This is a genomic window from Streptomyces sp. NPDC104581 (genome assembly GCF_055583685.1).
In genome coordinates this window covers 1-16,675 of the sequence record NZ_JBVJNN010000013.1, presented here as the reverse complement: position 1 = coordinate 16,675, position 16,675 = coordinate 1, and the positions used below count along the sequence as shown (strand labels likewise).

The following is a 16,675-nucleotide window of genomic DNA, read 5'->3' as shown; positions in this document are numbered from 1 at the left end:
CGGGATTCCGCTGGTCAGGTGACAGGGCCCAGCAGTCGCGCTGGAGACCTTTCCAAGGTCTCTGGGGGACCAGCAGGTCGCAATATCGGGCTGGTGAGTTCGAGAGGGACCTTCAGACCAGCGAGAAGCTGAACAATTCTGTCTATGTTTGTGAGGCGTCGTTCGCCTCTTTCAAGCATTGACAGGAATGACTGGCTCAACCCAGTCAGCGTGGCCATGTCATCCTGTCGCAGTCCTCCGAGGGTTCGCACCAACGTGCAGAGTCTCCCGAAGTCTCGCTCTGCCAGGGCTAACCGGACTTCTGGCACCTCCCAGACCTGCTCGGGCACGCAGCGGGAGGCCGGTGCGGTCACCTGCCGCCCTCGGAGACAGGCGCTGCAGCAGTCCTCCCTGTTGTATCTGCTCAGTTGGCACGCACACTCGATGCAGCGGCGCGGACGCATGGCAGTCGCGGGTCCCTCGGCGGTGCGCAGCCCTGACACGGACATCCACTCCTTGGCGAACTGGTACCGGTGGCGTTTCCCCCGACAACCACAGCGAGCCGGTCGGCGTGTGACCGTTCCCCGTTCATGGCCGTACGCTGCTCACCAGCACAATCGGTCGTTGGTGGGTGACGCCCTCAGAATGGCTCGGTGCAGAGCAAAGGACCCGGACAGTCTGTCCGGGTCTGACTCGGCGCGATGTAACAGCTATTGACTAAGTATCAGGCGGTGATCGTCTCCGCCTGGTCGAGTACCGCTTGCCACGGGTACCGGCGCCCCGGCATCCCAGCCCGCGGCTCGGCGAGCGGCCACACCTCGTCTCCGTAGATCAACCGAACCCCCGTATCGTGCAGAGCCTTGATGTGCCCCTCCCACGCGGGGTGGCGGGCGTGCGCGGCATTGACCCGCGGCCAGACGACAACTGGAAGCCTTTCTGCCGGCCCCCTGACGGCCCGGAGTGTCGGAACCGGGCCTCCGCCGAGCGCCCGAACCGGGTGGTCCGGCGGTCCAACCGCCCTCTGTCCCACGGTCAGTCGAGGACGCCGAGTTCCTTGGCGGGCTCGCAGCGGGGGCAGCCGGGCACGCCGCCGCGCGTGAGGGCTTCGACGGCCTGTTCGCGGGTGATGCCCTGCATGAAGTACGCGTTCCAGCACTGGTCGGTGTGGACCAGCTTGGGCACCGCGCGCTCTCCGCGTTCGAGTGCCCAGTCCGGTGTGGCGGGGGGCGGGCGGCGCCGGGCCCGTTCGGCGGCGCGCCGCTCCCAGACGGCGATCCACCGGTCGGTGCGCGCGAGGTCTCGTTCCTGGACGCGGCGCAGGAAGTACAGCGCGGTGAGGCGCGCCTCCGGTGAATCAGAATCGGACACGCGTTCGATTCTATTCGGCGGGCGCCGGGCGAGGCCAAGCCCCCGGCCGGGAGTGCGGGTGCTAGACGTGCACGAACACCGCGTATCCCACCACGCCGACGACCACCACCAGGACCAGTGCGCCGATCGCGATCAGCGGACCGACGCCCCACCCCGTCGGGGGATCGTTTCTCGGCCCCGCTTCGGACATGCTCCCCTCGGCCGGGGGTGTCTCGCCCGGCGGCACGCCGCCTTCCCTGCCGGGGGTCGGGTCGGAATCCGGATCGGGCTTCGAGGGAGTCATGCACCCTGGGTGCCCGTTTCCCGTGCGGGATAATCCGCCTCATACCGGAACGAAAGCCACGCTCCGCGCCGCGCCGGTGGGGTCGTGGTGCGACCGGTGTCCACGGGGGATCGACGGGAATCGGCCACGTCAACGGGATAGATGAGGTGTCAACGTTGTCGTTAGACTCCATCGATGAACGCAACGCCTCGCTGGCTGACCACGGAGCAGAAGGCCGCCTGGGACAGTTTCATCCGCATGCAGGAGACGCTCATCGGGCGGCTCTCCCGACTGGTCCAGGCCGACTCCCGGATGTCCGCCTCCGACTACATCGTGCTGGTGAGCCTCACCGAACGAGGCGGCGGGCGGATGCGTTTCCTGGACCTGGCCAAGCTGGTGGAGTGGGAGAAGAGCCGTATGTCCCACCAGGTCCGGCGGATGACGACGCGTGGGCTGGTGGCCAGGGAGGAATGTCCCGACGACGGGCGGGGGGCGTTCATCGTCGCCACCCCGGCCGGCTACAGGGCGATCGAAGAAGCAGCGCCCGTGCATGTCGAGCACGTTCGCCGGTTGTTCATCGACGCCCTCACCCAAGAGGAACTCGACACGCTCGCCCGGATCTCGAACCGCGTCCTCGCGCACATGGAGAAGCAGCCCGACTGACCGGCCGCCTCGCCGCACGCTTCTTCACGCCCGAGCGGGAGTGCGCAGGGCCAGTTGACTGATCAACCGCCACGGTGAGGCGGTGCCGCCGGCTCGTCGATCGACCGGATGGCGGGCCTCGTGATGCCCGCCCTCTCCCCGGGTCCGTCCCTCCCGGAATCGTCGGAGGCGCCGTCAGGTCCGCACTCCGCGGAGTTAGTTGACGCGTCAAGGGTCCATGCCTAATGTGGATGATGCGTCAACCAAATGGTTCGGGGTCGTCGGCCGGTCGGCCGGCATCAGGATTTCGGTGCGCCGTCCGAGGCCCGTGGACGCCAAGCTCCAGCAAGGGAATCCCATGAGTACTGAGAACAAGGCCGGGCTCAACGCGCTGCTGACGCCAGAGGAGAGCGTGGTCGTGCTGATCGACCACCAGCCGTTCCAGTTCGCCAATCTGAACAGCCATGAGCCGACGATGATCGTCAACAATGTTGTCGGACTCGCCAAGGCCGCCAGGGTGTTCGACGTCCCGACCATTCTGACGACCGTTCTGGAGGAGCGCGGCGGCCTTCTCCTCCAGGGGCTTCGGGATGTCTTCCCGGAGCAGAAGCCGATCAACAGGACCTTCATCAACACCTGGCAGGACGAGCGTGTCGTGGACGCCGTCAAGGCGACCGGGCGCAAGAAGCTGATCCTCGCCGGTCTCTGGACGGAGATCTGTCTGGCGATGCCGGCGATACAGGCGGCCGGCGAGGGCTTCGAGGTCTACGCCGTCACCGATGCCTCCGGCGGTGTCTCGAAGGAGGCCCACGACATGGCCGTGCGGCGCATGGTCCAGGCGGGCGTCGTGCCGATCACGTGGATGGCCGTGCTGGGTGAGTGGCAGCGCGACTGGGCCCGTGAGGAGACCGTGCGGGGCGCCGCCGAGGTGCAGGCCCGGCACGGCGGTGCCAGCGGTGTGGCCTTCGCCTGGGAGACGCAGCTCCTGGCCACGCCTGTGGGCGGCGAGGTCTGACGCGCCTTCCGCGTCGGCGGTACGGACCGTCGCCGGTTCGCCCGATCCCGGAGGGTCCCGCTCGCGACCAACAAGTTGATGCGTCAACCGAATTGGGTTACTGTTCAACAAGATTCGCGCGGAGGACTTGAGGGAGGACACATGGCCGTGGAAGTGGTCGACGTTCCCGGAGCCAAGCGGTACGAGGCCCGGGTCGACGGAGAGGCCGAGGTCGCGGGCGTCGCGGAGTACATCCGTACCGCCGAACTGGTCGCGTTCGTACACACCGAGGTCTCACCGGAGTACGAGGGCAGGGGAGTCGGGGCGGCACTGGCCCGCGCCGCCCTCGACGACGCGCGCGCCGCGAAGTTGCGGGTGCTGGCCACCTGCCCGTTCTTCGCGGGGTGGATCGCCCGGCACCCCGAGTACCAGGACCTGCTGTACCAGTCCCGCAGCAGCGTCAGTGACTGACGGCCGGGCCCGGCGGGGACGGGGTCAGGCGTGAGCGGCGGAACCGTGAAGAAGGCGTACGCGGGCCGGTCGATCACCGTGACCTTCGAGGCCGGGCGGTGCTTGCACGCCGCCGAGTGCGTGAACGGCCTGCCGGAGGTCTTCGATCCGGGCCGGCGCCCGTGGATCCGGCCCGACGGCGCCGAGGCCGGGCGGCTGGCCGAAGTGGTGCGCCGCTGTCCGTCGGGTGCCCTTCAGTACGAATTCGTGGACGGCCGGACGGAAACCCCGGACCGGCCCGCGCGGGGATCCGGCTCGCCGGGCCCCGACGCCCGCGACGACCAGGAGGGATGAGCGCATGGGATACATCACCGTAGGAAATGAGAACAGCACACCGGTCGATCTCTACTACGAGGACCAGGGCGAGGGCAGGCCCGTCGTCCTCATTCATGGATATCCGCTGAACGGTCACAGCTGGGAGCGCCAGACGCGCGATCTCCTGGCCGCCGGACATCGCGTCATCACCTACGACCGCCGGGGATTCGGCAATTCGTCGAAGGTGAACTCCGGATACGACTACGACACCTTCGCCGCGGATCTGAACACCCTGCTGGAGGCGCTCGACCTCCGCGACGTCGCCTTGGTGGGCTTCTCGATGGGGACCGGCGAAGTCGCCCGTTACGTATCGCGATTCGGCCATGGAAGGGTCGCCAAGATGGCGTTCCTGGCCTCACCGGAGCCTTTCCTCGTCGCCCGGGACGACAATCCCGAGGGTGTGCCGCGGAATGTCTTCGACGGAATCGAGGCGGCGGCGAAAGGCGATCGGTACGCCTGGTACACGCAGTTCTTCTCCGACTTCTACGATCTGGAGGAGAACCTCGGCAGCCGGATCAGCCAGGAGGCCGTCACCGCGAGCTGGAACGTGGCGACGTCGAGTGCCCCCGTGGCGGCCCACGCGGTCGTTCCCGCCTGGATCGAAGACTTCCGCGCCGATGTCGAGGCGGTCCGCGACAGCGGCAAGCCGGCTCTGATCCTGCACGGCACCGCCGACAAGATCCTGCCCATCGACGCCACCGCCCGCCGCTTCCGGCGGGATCTGCCCGACGCGCGGTACGTGGAGATCGAGGGCGCCCCGCACGGGTTGCTCTGGACGCACGCGGACGAGGTCAATTCGGCTCTGCGCTCCTTCCTCGGCTGAGACTCGGCCGAAGCGGCGAGGGGAACGGACGCGACGGGAACGCACCGGATGCCCCCGGCACCGGGCGGCGCCCTGTACAACCTGTTGGAAACCATCACGGAGGCACGACCATGACCGACAACGCCGGCTCCGTCGCCGAGGGCGATCAGGCCGAGCGCAACACCGAGATCGTGGTCACCGCGATGCGGGAGCTCTTCGTCGAGAAGGACCTCACCGCGCTGGACCGTTACTGGGCCGAGCCGTACACACAGCACAGCCCCCGGATGCCCGACGGCCTCGGCACGCTGCGCGCCGCGGTGCCCGGACTGCGGGGATTCTCCTGGGAGCCGCAGCGTACGGCGGCCCAGGGCGACCTCGTCTTCACCCACAGCCTCGTCCACGGCTGGGGGCCCGGGCCGGTGGTGATCGTCGACATCTTCCGGCTGGAGAACGGCCGCATAGTCGAACACTGGGACGTCGTACAGGACCTCACCCTCCCCGAATCAACCGCCAGCGGTCATCCGATGGTGTGAACCCGTGCCGACGTGGGGGAGGAGTGGCGGCTCCGCTCCTCCCGCCGCCGCGACGCACCCCGCCGACCGTGACGCCTCTCCCGCCAGTGACAGAGGAACCCGCTCATGAAGACCCCCGTGCCCGACTATCTGGACGAAGTGCTCGACAGCCTGCGTGACGACACCAGCGGTGCCAACGCCGACTACATCCCCGAGCTCGCCGAGGCCGACCCGGAACCCTTCGGCATGGCGCTGACCACGACGCTCGGCCGCACCTACGCCGCGGGCGACGCCGACACGGAGTTCTCCATCCAGTCGATCTCCAAGCCGTTCGCCTACGCGGCGGCCGTCATCGACCGCGGTCTCGACCGCGTCCTGGACGTCGTCGGGGTCGAGCCGTCCGGCGAGGCGTTCAACGAGCTCTCCCTCGAAGGGGGCACCCACCGGCCCAAGAACCCCATGATCAACGCCGGAGCGATCACCACGCATTCGCTCCTGGTCGGCGCGGAGGCCGGCCAGGACGAGCGCGTCGACCGTGCCCTGGCGTTCTTCTCCCGCCTCGCCGGACGGGATCTGCGGGTCGACGAGCGCGTGTGCTCATCGGAGCTCGCCTCCGCGCACCGTAACCTCGCCCTCGCCTACATGCTGCGCACCTACGGCATCATCGACGGGGACGTGCCCGCCGTCGTCGAGGGATACACCCGCCAGTGCTCGATCCTCGTCAGCGTCCGGGACCTCTCCGTGATGGCCGCGACGCTCGCCACCGGAGGTATCCAGCCCGTCACCGGCGAACGGATCATGGACCCCGCCGTCGCCCGGCACGTCATGGCCGTGATGGCAGCGGCCGGGATGTACGACGCGGCGGGCGACTGGCTCACCCGTGTCGGCATCCCCGCCAAGAGCGGCGTCGCCGGCGGCATCGTCGGCGTCCTGCCCGACCGGGTCGGCATCGGAACCTTCTCCCCGCGCCTGGACTCCCACGGAAACAGCCAGCGAGGACGCCGCGCCTTCGAGCGGCTCTCCCGCGACATGGGGATGCACCTGTTCGCCTCCGACCAGGGCAGGCTCGACGCCGTCGACGTGAGCGAGACACCGGACACGGTCACCTTCGCCCTCCGGGGCAACGTCCAACTCACCGCGGCCTCGGAGCTCTTGGACCTGATGGCCGGCTCGGACGGCCCGGCCGACGTGGTTCTGGACGTCACCAGGGTGCACTCCTTCTCCGATCTCGGCCGCCGCATGTCGCTCGAAGGGCTGCGCCGACTGCGGCTGGACGGGCGCGGGGTCGCCGTCCGGGACCCCTCGGGCGTGCTCCCGGACCCCGATCTGGGAGACGGCAGCTACCCGGACGCCCTCTGACCGACCGCTCCCGCATGCCGTCGGCCGCCACCGGCGGGAGTGAGCCGCCCGCCGGCCCGCCGCCCTCGCGGTCACTTCCGCCACCCCCTCACCGCCTTCGTGTGTTCCTCCGAGGCGTACCGCATCTGCCATGGGTGAAGACCTGAAACCTTGCAGATGCGAGGGGAGCGGCCTATCTTTCCGCGCATGCAGTCCTACACAATCGGACAGGCGGCGCGCCTGCTCGGCGTCAGCACCGACACCGCCCGCCGCTGGGCCGACGCCGGCCGTGTCGCCACCCATCGCGACGAGGGCGGCCGACGGCTCATCGACGGCCGCGACCTCGCCGCGTTCTCGATCGAGGTCGGCCAGAGCGGCAGCGGTGAGGAGGACGTCTCGTACACCTCCGCCCGCAACGCCTTCCCGGGCATCGTCACCGCGGTCAAGCTCGGCGACGTGGCGGCGCAGGTCGAGATCCAGGCCGGCCCGCACCGGCTGGTCTCGCTCCTGACCAGGGAGGCCGTCGAGGAGCTGGGCCTGGAGGTCGGCATGCGGGCCACCGCCCGCGTGAAGTCGACCAGCGTGCACATCGACCGCGTCTGACCCGTACCGCCCTCCTGCCAGCCTTCCGCCGAGCCTTCCAGGGAGTCCCGACCCTCATGTCCCTCACCCTCAGCACCGCCGCCGTACGCCGCGCCGCCGCCACGGCGCTCACCGCGGCCCTGCTCGTGCCACTGACCGCGTGCGGCGGCGGTGACAGCGGTGACAGCGACGCCGGAGCCAAGCCGACCGGGTCCGCCACCGGCGCCCCCGGGGCCGAACTGACCGTTCTCGCCGCCTCGTCGCTCACCGATGTCTTCAGGACGGCGGGCGCCGCGTACGAGAAGGAGAACCCGGGCACCAAGGTGACGTTCTCCTTCGCCGGTTCCCAGGAACTCGCCGCGCAGGTCGAACAGGGCGCTCCCGCCGACGCGTTGGTCACCGCCGACACCAAGACCATGGACGGTCTGGGGGACGACACCGGGACACCGACCGTCATCGCCAGGAACCGACTCGTCATCGCCACCGGCGAGGGCAACCCGGAGAAGATCGGGAACCTGAAGGACCTCGCCGACACCAGGCTCAAGGTCGTCCTCGCGGCGCCCGAGGTCCCGGTCGGCCGCTACAGCGAACAGGTCCTGGACGCACAGAAGATCGACGTCAAGCCGGTCTCGCAGGAGCCGAACGTCCGGGCCGTCCTCAGCAAGGTCGAACTCGGCGAGGCCGACGCCGGGATCGTGTACCGGACGGACGCGGCAACCGCCACGGACAAGGTGGACGCGATCGAGATCCCTGACGCGCAGAACGCCGTCGCCGAGTACCCGGCCGCCACGCTCAAGACGTCCGAACACGCCGAAGCGGCGGCGGCGTTCGTCGCGTGGCTCAGCACCCCCGAGGCGCAGAAGCTCCTCCAGGACGCGGGCTTCCAGCAGCCGTAACCCCGCCGATCAGCACGTGAGTTGACGGGCAGACACCTCCGCCACCCGTCAACTCGCGTGTGTCACGCGCCGTCTTCCCCTCGCGCGGCAGACGCCAGGAACCGCAGGAGCCCGATGAGCCGCCTCAGCTTCCCCCGCCGGGCCCCGGGCCGTACCCGTACCCCCGTCGCGCTCGCCGTCCCCGCGCTCCTCGCGGTCGCCTTCCTGTTCCTGCCGCTCGCCGGGATCCTCGCCCGGACCTCCTGGGGGGAGGTGGGCGACCATCTGACCAGCCCCGGAGTCGTCGAGGCGCTGGAGCTGTCACTCCTCGTCTCCTTCTGGGCCCTCGCGCTCTCCCTCGTCCTCGGGGTGCCGCTGGCCTGGCTGCTGGCGAGGGTCGACTTCCCCGGCAAGGCGTTCGTACGGTCCCTGGTCCTGCTGCCGATGGTGCTGCCGCCCACCGTCGGCGGCGTCGCGCTGCTCCTCGCCTTCGGGCGGCGCGGGCTGCTCGGCCCCTGGCTGGAGGACACGTTCGGCATCACACTGCCCTTCCACACCTCGGGCGCGGTCGTGGCGGCGACGTTCGTCGCGATGCCGTTCCTCGTGATCAGCCTCGAAGGCGCGCTCGGCGGACTGCGCCCCCGTTACGAGGAGACCGCGGCCTCGCTCGGCGCCTCGCCGGTACGGGTCTTCGCCACCGTCACGCTGCCGATGGTCGCCCCCGGGCTGCTCGCCGGGGCCGCGCTGACCTGGGCGCGGGCGCTCGGCGAGTTCGGCGCGACCATCACCTTCGCGGGCAATCTGCCCGGCACCACCCAGACGCTGCCGCTCCAGGTCTATCTGCTGCTCCAGAACTCGCCCGAAGCCGCGACATCCGTCTCGCTGCTGCTGCTCGTCATCGCCATGGCCGTGCTGATCGCGCTGCGCGGGCGCTGGACCGGCACCCCGCGCGACACCACGGGCGACCCGAACAGGCGCCGGGAACGGCCCACTTTGCCGGACGACGACACCGAACCGGGACCGGGACCGGGACCGGGGCCGGGGCCTGGACGGGGGGCAGCGGCGGGGGCAGCGGCGGGCGCCGGCCGGGAGCGGGAGCCGACGGCCGCCGACGAACGCTGGGCGCTGCACGCCGACGTCACCGGCTTCACCCGCCTCGTGCTCGACGCCGACCCGGGCACCACCATCGCCGTCGTCGGCCCCAACGGCGCCGGCAAGACCACCCTCCTGCGCGCCCTCCTCGGCCTGACCACCCGCGCCCACGCCGAACTGCGCCTCGGCGCGCTCGACGTCACCGCGCTCCCGCCGCATCGCAGGGGCGTCGCCTGGGTGCCCCAGGACGGCGCGCTCTTCCCGCATCTGAGCGCCCTGGGCAACACGGCGTACGGGCCGCGCGCCCATGGCGTATCCCGCGCCGAGGCACGCAGGACCGCCCAACTGTGGCTCGACCGCCTCGACGTGGGCCATCTCGCGCACCGCAAGCCCGCCCACGTCTCCGGCGGGCAGGCCCAACGGGTCGCGCTGGCCAGGGCGTTGGCCACCCGCCCCCGGCTCCTGCTGCTCGACGAGCCGCTGGCCGCGCTCGACCAGACGACCCGCGCGCGGGTCCGGCACACCCTGCGCACCCATCTCGAAGGCTTCGGCGGCGTCTGTCTGATGGTCACTCACGACCCGGTGGAGGCGGTGTCGTTGGCCGACCGCGTCCTCGTGCTGGACGAGGGGCGCGTCGTGCAGGACGCACCGCCCGCCGATGTCGCCCGCCATCCCCGCTCACCGTGGGTGGCGCGGATGCTCGGCAGGAACGCGTGGCCCGGCACCGCGACCGCCGACGGGCTCGCCCTCGGCGGCGGTGGGCTGCTGGTCGCCGCCGAGCCGCTGAGTCCCGGCACCCGCGCGCTGGCGATCATCGCGCCCGAGGCCGTCTCCGTGCACCGCGACCGGCCGGGCGGCAGCCCCCGTAACGTCTGGCCGGGCACCGTACGCGAGATCACCGCCAGCGGCAGCCGGCTGCGGGTACTGATCACCTCGGAGCGGGCCCCGGACCTGGTCGCCGAGATCACCCCGCAGGCGGCCGTCGAACTCGGACTGGCCGACGGGGTGCCGGTCTGGACGAGCGTGAAGGCGACCGAGGCGACCGTGGTGGCGCTGTGAACCGCCACGGGGCCGTGCGGCCCGGCGGCCCGGTGGGGCCCGTGCCCCCGATCGACCGGATCGCCCCGAAGGCCGTACCGGCCCGCCGGCCCGGTGTCCGCGCCGCGTAGCCTGCGGGCACCCCCGTCGCCACCAGGAGCACGATGTCCGCCGCCGCCCCGCACCCGCGCATCCTCTACGTCACCGATTTCGCCTACGAGGCGAAGGGCCGCCGCTACTGCGACGAGGACATCCTGTTCTCCGCCCGGCTGCGGCGCGACTTCACCGTCGCCACCTGCCATCCGGCCGACGCCGCCCGGCTCATGGGCGGCTTCGACGCCGTCGTCGTACGCAACAGCGGCCCCGTGCTGCACTACCGCGAGGTCTACGACGCCTTCCGCGAGCAGGCCGCGGCGGACGGTGTGCGCGTCTACAACCCGCTCACCGGGCGCGGGGACATGGCGGGCAAGCAGTACCTGGTGGAGCTGAGCGCCGAGGGGCTGCCCGTCATCCCCACCGTCGACAGGACCGAGGATCTGGGCCTGCTGCCGGACGCGGACGAATACGTCGTCAAACCGAAGGACGGGGCGGACTCCATCGGCATGCGTCTCGTGCCACGCGACCGGCTCCCCGAACTCGGGGAGCTCCGGGACGCCCTGGTGCAGCCCCGTATCCCGTTCCGTTACGAGGTCTCCTTCTACTTCGTCGACCACGACTTCCAGTACGCGCTCCACGCCCCCGACCCGGACCGGCGGTGGGAGCTCGTCCCGTACGAGGCGAAGGCCGTGGACCTGGACTTCGCCCGGAGGTTCATCGACTGGAACACCCTCGACCACGGCATCCAGCGCGTCGACGCGTGCCGGGCGCCGGACGGCGAACTGCTGCTGGTGGAGCTGGAGGACCTGAACCCCTTCCTGTCGCTGGGCCTGCTGGACGAGCCCACCCGTGACGCCTTCATCGCGCGGACGTCGGCCTCGCTGCGGGCGCTGCTGAGCTGAACCTCCCCGCCCCACTCCCGCGGACCCGGCCTCGCCGGCCCGAGGGCGGCGCCGTCGTGCGTCACGGCGGTGTTTCCGTAACCTCGGTGAATTTGTTCAGTCACACAACACTGTCCGAAACATGCGCAGTTGCCGGTGCGTCGGATATCGGGAGCGGTCGGGGAACGGGGCAGGCCAAGGCCGGTCTACGCGGGGCGAGTCGGGTCCCACGCGCGTACGCGGGACTCCGCCGGGACGCTCGACGGCAATTTTGACACGACCTTGACAAATTAATTCGGCGTTGCCAGCATGCAACTCGCCCGGACTGCGGACACGGCTCCCGGTCGAACGCACGGCATCCGCACGCACGGCATACCCCGCGTACCGAACCGCGTCATCCCCGCACCCCCGGCCACCACCCCCCGCACCAGTCCCACCCCCCGCACGGCAGCAAAGCGCGACGGCGCGCGCCTTGCCTGACTCACCCCACCTCTGGTCAGGAAGGGAACTTCATGTCACGACGACGCCCACCAGCGTGGTCCAGGATCTTCGCGGCGCTCGCCCTCGTGCTCTCCGCCGGGCTCACCGCCGCTCCCGCGGCCGTCGCGCACCCCGGCCACCCGGAGCACGAAGCCGCCGACATCCCGGCATCGGACTACCAGCAGGTACAACTCGCCCTCGGTGGTTCCGAACTGGGCGAGGCCATGTCGCTGGCCGTCCTGCCCGACCGCTCGGTCGTGCACACCGCGAGGGACGGAACGGTCCGCCTCACGGACGCCGCCGGCAACACCAGGACATCGGGCAAGCTCGACGTCTACACGCACGACGAGGAAGGTCTCCAGGGAGTCGCGGCGGACCCGGACTTCGCGACCAACCGGTATCTGTACCTCTACTACTCGCCCAAGCTCGACACGCCGGGCGGCGACGCCCCGGTGACCGGCAGCGCCGCCGACTTCGAGCCGTGGAAGGGGCATCTGAACCTCTCCCGCTTCACCCTCAAGGCCGACGGCACCCTCGACACCGCGAGCGAGAAGGTCGTGCTCGAAGTCCCCAACGACCGCGGCCAGTGCTGCCACGTCGGCGGTGACATCGACTTCGACGCGCAGGGCAACCTCTATCTGACCACCGGCGACGACACGAACCCCTTCGAGTCGGCCGGCTACTCGCCGATCGACGAACGCGCCGACCGCAACCCGCAGTTCGACGCCCAGCGCTCCTCGGGCAACACCAACGACCTGCGCGGCAAGGTGCTGCGGATCAAGCCCACGGCCGACGGCGGCTACACCGTGCCGTCCGGCAACCTCTTCGCCCCGGGCACGGCGCAGACGCGTCCCGAGATCTACGCGATGGGCTTCCGCAACCCGTTCCGGATGTCCGTCGACAAGGCCACCGGCATCGTCTACCTCGGCGACTACGGCCCCGACTCCGGCTCCACGAGCGCCGACCGGGGCCCCAGCGGCCAGGTCGAGTTCAACCGCATCACCGGACCGGGCAACTTCGGCTGGCCGTACTGCACCGGCTCCAACTCCGCCACGGAGACGTACGGCGAGTGGGCGTTCCCCGACGGCCCCTCCGCCGGCAAGTACGACTGCGCGGGCGGCGCCACCAACAACTCCCTCCACAACACCGGCCGCAGCGAACTCCCGCCGGCCGAGGCCGCCTGGATCCGCTACTCCGGTGACGAGGGCTCCCCGCCCGAGTTCGGCAGCGGCTCCGAATCACCCATGGGCGGACCGGTCTACAACTACGACGCCGGTCTCGACTCCGCCGTGAAGTTCCCCGAGTCGCTCGACGGCCGCTTCTTCGCCGGTGAGTACGGCCGCAAGTGGATCAAGGCCATCGAGGTCAAGGCCGACGGTTCCCCCGGCGTCATCGAGAACTTCCCGTGGACGGGCACCCAGGTGATGGACCAGGCGTTCGGCCCCGACGGGGCGCTGTACGTGCTGGACTACGGCACCGGCTCCAACAACCAGGCCCTGTACCGGGTCGAGTACCTGGCCGGCAGCAACCGCAGCCCGGTCGCCAAGGCCGCCGCCGACAAGACCTCCGGACCGACACCGCTCGCGGTCTCCTTCTCCTCCGAGGGAAGCGCCGATCCCGAGGGCGGAGCGCTCAGCTACGCCTGGGACTTCGGCGACGGTACGCAGTCCACCGACGCCGACCCGAGCCACACCTACACCGAGGCGGGCACCTACCGGCCCACCCTCACGGTCACCGACCCGGAGGGCCTGACCGGCTCCGCCAGCCTCGTGGTGACGGCCGGCAACACCGCGCCCACCGTCACACTGACGACACCCACCGACGGCGAACTCTTCTCCTGGGGTGACAGCGTCCCGTTCAGCGTGACGGTCACCGACCCCGAGGACGGCACCATCGACTGCGCCAAGGTCAAGGTGACGTATCTGCTGGGCCACGACGAGCACCGGCACCAGATCACCTCGAAGAACGGCTGCACCGGCACCATCGACGTCCCCGTCGACGGTGAGCACGACACCGCCGCCAACATCTACGGGGTCTTCGACGCCGAGTACACCGACGCCGGCGGACTGACCACGCACAGCGACAGCATCCTCCAGCCGCGGCACCGGCAGGGCGAGCACTTCGGCGCCCAGTCCGGCATCGAGGTGGCGGCCCACGGCAACGCCGAGGGCGGCGCCACGGTCGGCTTCACCGACAACGGCGACTGGGTCTCCTTCAAGCCGTACGCGGTGGACAACGCGACCGGCTTCTCGGCGCGCGTCGCCTCCGGCGGCGTCGGCGGCACGCTCGAAATACGGGCCGGGTCGGCGACCGGGACACTGCTCGGCTCGGTGGCGGTCGCCCCGACCGGCGGCTGGGAGAACTTCGAGGACGTCACGACCGACATCACCGACGCCCCCGGCGGGACAACGGAGTTGTTCCTCGTCTTCACGGGCCCGACGGGGCAGGGCAACCTCTTCGACCTGGACGCCTTCACCTTCACCACGGGTGCGGCGGCCAAGGCCGGCCGGGGTGCCGGGGCGGCCGACTCCGTGAAGGGAGAGGGACGATGAGACAGCGCATCGCCCGGCGTGCGCGGCACGTGTCCTGCGCACTGGCCGTCGCGCTCGGCGCCGCCTTCCTGGCGCCCACCGGTGCCTCCGCCGAACCCGCGGCCGATCCTTACGAGGTGCTCGTCTTCTCCAAGACGGCGGGCTTCCGGCACGATTCGATCCCGGTCGGCATCGAGACGGTCCGGGACCTCGGCGAGGCCAACGAGTTCACCGTCACGGCGACCGAGGACAGCGGCGCCTTCACCACGGCCAACCTCGCGAACTACGAGGCGGTCGTCTTCCTCAGCACCACCGGCGACGTGCTCGACGACGCGCAGCAGGCGGCGCTGAAGTCGTACGTCGACGGGGGCGGCGGCTATGTCGGCGTCCACGCGGCGGCCGACACCGAGTACGAATGGCCCGAGTACGAGGGGCTGGTCGGCGCCTGGTTCAAGAGCCACCCCGCGATCCAGCAGGCGACGCTGGAGAACGAGGACCGCAGCCACCCCGCCACCTCGCACCTGGACCCGACGTGGACCAGGACCGACGAGTGGTACAACTACCGCACCAATCCGCGCGATGACGTGCGCGTGCTCCAGAGCCTGGACGAATCCACCTACAGCGGTGGGGAGATGGGCGACGACCACCCGATCACCTGGTGCGACGAGCAGGCCGCGGGCCGGTCCTTCTACACCGGGCTCGGCCACACCCGGGAGTCGTACGCCGATCCCGCCTTCCGGCAGGTACTGCTCGGCGGCATCCAGTACGCGGCCGGCGCGGTCGACGCCGACTGTTCACCGGACGGCGGACAGGACCCGGGTCCGGAGCCCACGACCGTGGAGGGCGAGGCGTACACCTCGGGCTCCGGCGTCGAGCGCGCGAGCCACGGCCCGGCGAGCGGCGGCCGGACCCTCGGCCACATCGAGCACGGTGACTGGGCCGGGTACTCCCAGGTCGAGACGGCCGGCGCCACGAAGTTCACCGCCGACGTCTCGTCGGCGGGCGCGGGCGGCACCGTCGAGATCCGCTCGGGATCGGCCACCGGCACGCTCCTCGGGTCGGTCGACATCGAGCCGACCGGCGGCTGGGAGACCTTCACCGAGGTCTCCACGACGCTGACCGCCACCGGGACGGGCGCGCTGTTCCTGCGCTTCACCGGGGGAGCGGGCGCGCTGTTCGACATCGACAGCTTCACCCTCTCCCGCGCCGCCGAGGAGCCCAGGGCCGAGGGCTCGTCGAACGTGCACCTCTTCTACTACCCCTGGTACGGCAGCCCCGAGATCAACGGCAGCTGGCGGCACTGGCAGCAGGGCGGCCAGAACCCGCCCGAGGACATCGGCGCCGACCTCTACCCGAAGCTCGGCGCGTACGACTCCGGTGACTTCACCGGCGCCGTCGAACAGCACATGGAGTGGATCAAGCAGTCGGGCGCCAACGTCCTGGTCTACAGCTGGTGGGGCCAGGGCAGTTACGAGGACGGCCTGGCCGGCGGCGTACTGGACGCGGCCCAGCGTCACGGCATCAAGGTCGCCTGGCACCTGGAGCCCTACAGCGGCCGCAGCGGCGCGTCGACCGTCGACGACATCAACTACATCAACGACACCTACGGCGACCACCCCGCGTACTTCAGGGACGCGGAGCGGAACAACAGCAACGCCTTCTACGTCTTCCAGAGCCTCGACGTGCCCGACTGGTCGGCGCTGGACCAGGTGACCGGGAACAACATCGTCCTGGCCCAGACCACCGACACCTCCAAGATCGAGCACTTCAACGGCATCTACACCTACGACGGCATCGCCGGCGCCACCGCTCCCGGCTGGAAGAACGCCGGGGACTACGCGCGGGCCAACGATCTGGTCTGGGCGCCTTCGGTGGCACCCGGCTACATCGACGACCGCGCCGTACCCGGCAACACCACGCCCACCCTGGGCAGGGACAACGGCGCCGCGTACGACAAGCAGTGGAACAACGCGCTCGACCCGGCCATCGGCGGATCACCCACCTGGGTGTCCGTCACCTCCTTCAACGAATGGCACGAGGGAAGCTCGATCGAACCCGCGTCGGGCAACCCGCCGGCCGGTCACGGCTACCAGACCTTCTCCGGCGCCTACGGGAAGACCGGGGCCGAGGCCGAGACGGCGTATCTCGACCGGACGCGGCACTGGGTGGACCGGTTCGAGGCCGCGCGAGCGGCCAGGCTGCGGTGACAGCGGCCCGTGCCGGGTGCGGTCACCCCGGTGCGGGCGATGAAGCAGCGGGGGGGGGGGGGGGGGGCACCCCCGCCCCGCCCCCCCCCCCTTGTTCCGGTTCCCCCCCGGGCAACCCACTGGTTGTTTCCGGGCCCCCCTTCTCGGTAGGCTCCCAGTCAGGACCCCCCC

At 70.5% G+C, this 16,675-nt stretch carries 16 protein-coding genes; 13 read left to right on the top strand and 3 right to left on the bottom strand.

Annotation, left to right across the window (positions count from 1 at the left end; translation table 11 throughout):
• Positions 1–14: 14 nt before the first annotated feature.
• The 3 genes from ACZ61E_RS13270 to ACZ61E_RS13260 form a co-directional block, all read right to left on the bottom strand.
• The gene (locus ACZ61E_RS13270) at positions 15–443 is read right to left on the bottom strand and encodes a helix-turn-helix domain-containing protein (RefSeq protein ID WP_469699863.1); all 429 of its coding nucleotides are present in this window, start codon (positions 441–443) and stop codon (positions 15–17) included.
• 568 nt (positions 444–1,011) lie between these two features.
• Positions 1,012–1,347: a DUF6233 domain-containing protein gene (locus ACZ61E_RS13265; protein WP_469699761.1), complete on the bottom strand. Its 336-nt coding sequence runs from the start codon at positions 1,345–1,347 to the stop codon at positions 1,012–1,014.
• A gap of 61 nt (positions 1,348–1,408) precedes the next feature.
• Positions 1,409–1,630, bottom strand: coding sequence for a DUF6480 family protein (locus tag ACZ61E_RS13260; RefSeq protein WP_469699760.1), 222 nt, complete (start codon positions 1,628–1,630; stop codon positions 1,409–1,411).
• Positions 1,631–1,804: 174 nt separating this feature from the next.
• Between ACZ61E_RS13260 and ACZ61E_RS13255 the strand changes: the two genes are divergently transcribed.
• The 13 genes from ACZ61E_RS13255 (at position 1,805) to ACZ61E_RS13195 (ending at position 16,504) form a co-directional block, all read left to right on the top strand.
• On the top strand, positions 1,805–2,272 hold the full coding sequence (locus tag ACZ61E_RS13255) for a MarR family winged helix-turn-helix transcriptional regulator (protein WP_469699759.1): 468 nt from the start codon (positions 1,805–1,807) through the stop codon (positions 2,270–2,272).
• Positions 2,273–2,609: 337 nt separating this feature from the next.
• Positions 2,610–3,266 carry a hydrolase gene (locus ACZ61E_RS13250; protein ID WP_469699758.1) on the top strand — a complete coding sequence of 219 codons (657 nt, stop codon included), beginning with the start codon at positions 2,610–2,612 and terminating at the stop codon, positions 3,264–3,266.
• 141 nt (positions 3,267–3,407) lie between these two features.
• Entirely contained in the window at positions 3,408–3,716 is a 309-nt protein-coding gene (locus ACZ61E_RS13245) for a GNAT family N-acetyltransferase (protein WP_469699757.1), read from the top strand.
• A 30-nt stretch (positions 3,717–3,746) separates the two neighbouring features.
• Positions 3,747–4,049, top strand: coding sequence for a (4Fe-4S)-binding protein (locus tag ACZ61E_RS13240; RefSeq protein ID WP_469699756.1), 303 nt, complete (start codon positions 3,747–3,749; stop codon positions 4,047–4,049).
• A 4-nt stretch (positions 4,050–4,053) separates the two neighbouring features.
• Entirely contained in the window at positions 4,054–4,893 is an 840-nt protein-coding gene (locus ACZ61E_RS13235) for an alpha/beta fold hydrolase (protein ID WP_469699755.1), read from the top strand.
• Between the two features lie 110 nt (positions 4,894–5,003).
• Positions 5,004–5,405, top strand: a complete 402-nt coding sequence (locus ACZ61E_RS13230) for a nuclear transport factor 2 family protein (RefSeq protein WP_469699754.1) — start codon at positions 5,004–5,006, stop codon at positions 5,403–5,405.
• A gap of 105 nt (positions 5,406–5,510) precedes the next feature.
• Positions 5,511–6,743: a glutaminase gene (locus ACZ61E_RS13225; RefSeq protein ID WP_469699753.1), complete on the top strand. Its 1,233-nt coding sequence runs from the start codon at positions 5,511–5,513 to the stop codon at positions 6,741–6,743.
• Positions 6,744–6,929: 186 nt separating this feature from the next.
• Positions 6,930–7,325, top strand: coding sequence for a TOBE domain-containing protein (locus ACZ61E_RS13220; RefSeq protein ID WP_469699752.1), 396 nt, complete (start codon positions 6,930–6,932; stop codon positions 7,323–7,325).
• A gap of 56 nt (positions 7,326–7,381) precedes the next feature.
• Entirely contained in the window at positions 7,382–8,200 is an 819-nt protein-coding gene (gene modA / locus ACZ61E_RS13215; protein ID WP_469699751.1) for a molybdate ABC transporter substrate-binding protein, read from the top strand.
• Between the two features lie 114 nt (positions 8,201–8,314).
• Entirely contained in the window at positions 8,315–10,330 is a 2,016-nt protein-coding gene (locus ACZ61E_RS13210; protein WP_469699750.1) for an ABC transporter permease, read from the top strand.
• Between the two features lie 143 nt (positions 10,331–10,473).
• On the top strand, positions 10,474–11,307 hold the full coding sequence (locus tag ACZ61E_RS13205) for an ATP-grasp domain-containing protein (protein WP_469699749.1): 834 nt from the start codon (positions 10,474–10,476) through the stop codon (positions 11,305–11,307).
• A gap of 491 nt (positions 11,308–11,798) precedes the next feature.
• The gene (locus ACZ61E_RS13200; RefSeq protein WP_469699748.1) at positions 11,799–14,318 is read left to right on the top strand and encodes a PQQ-dependent sugar dehydrogenase; all 2,520 of its coding nucleotides are present in this window, start codon (positions 11,799–11,801) and stop codon (positions 14,316–14,318) included.
• Entirely contained in the window at positions 14,315–16,504 is a 2,190-nt protein-coding gene (locus ACZ61E_RS13195; protein WP_469699747.1) for a glycoside hydrolase family 99 protein, read from the top strand. Before ACZ61E_RS13200 ends, ACZ61E_RS13195 begins: the two co-directional genes overlap by 4 nt.
• The last annotated feature ends 171 nt before the right edge of the window (positions 16,505–16,675 follow it).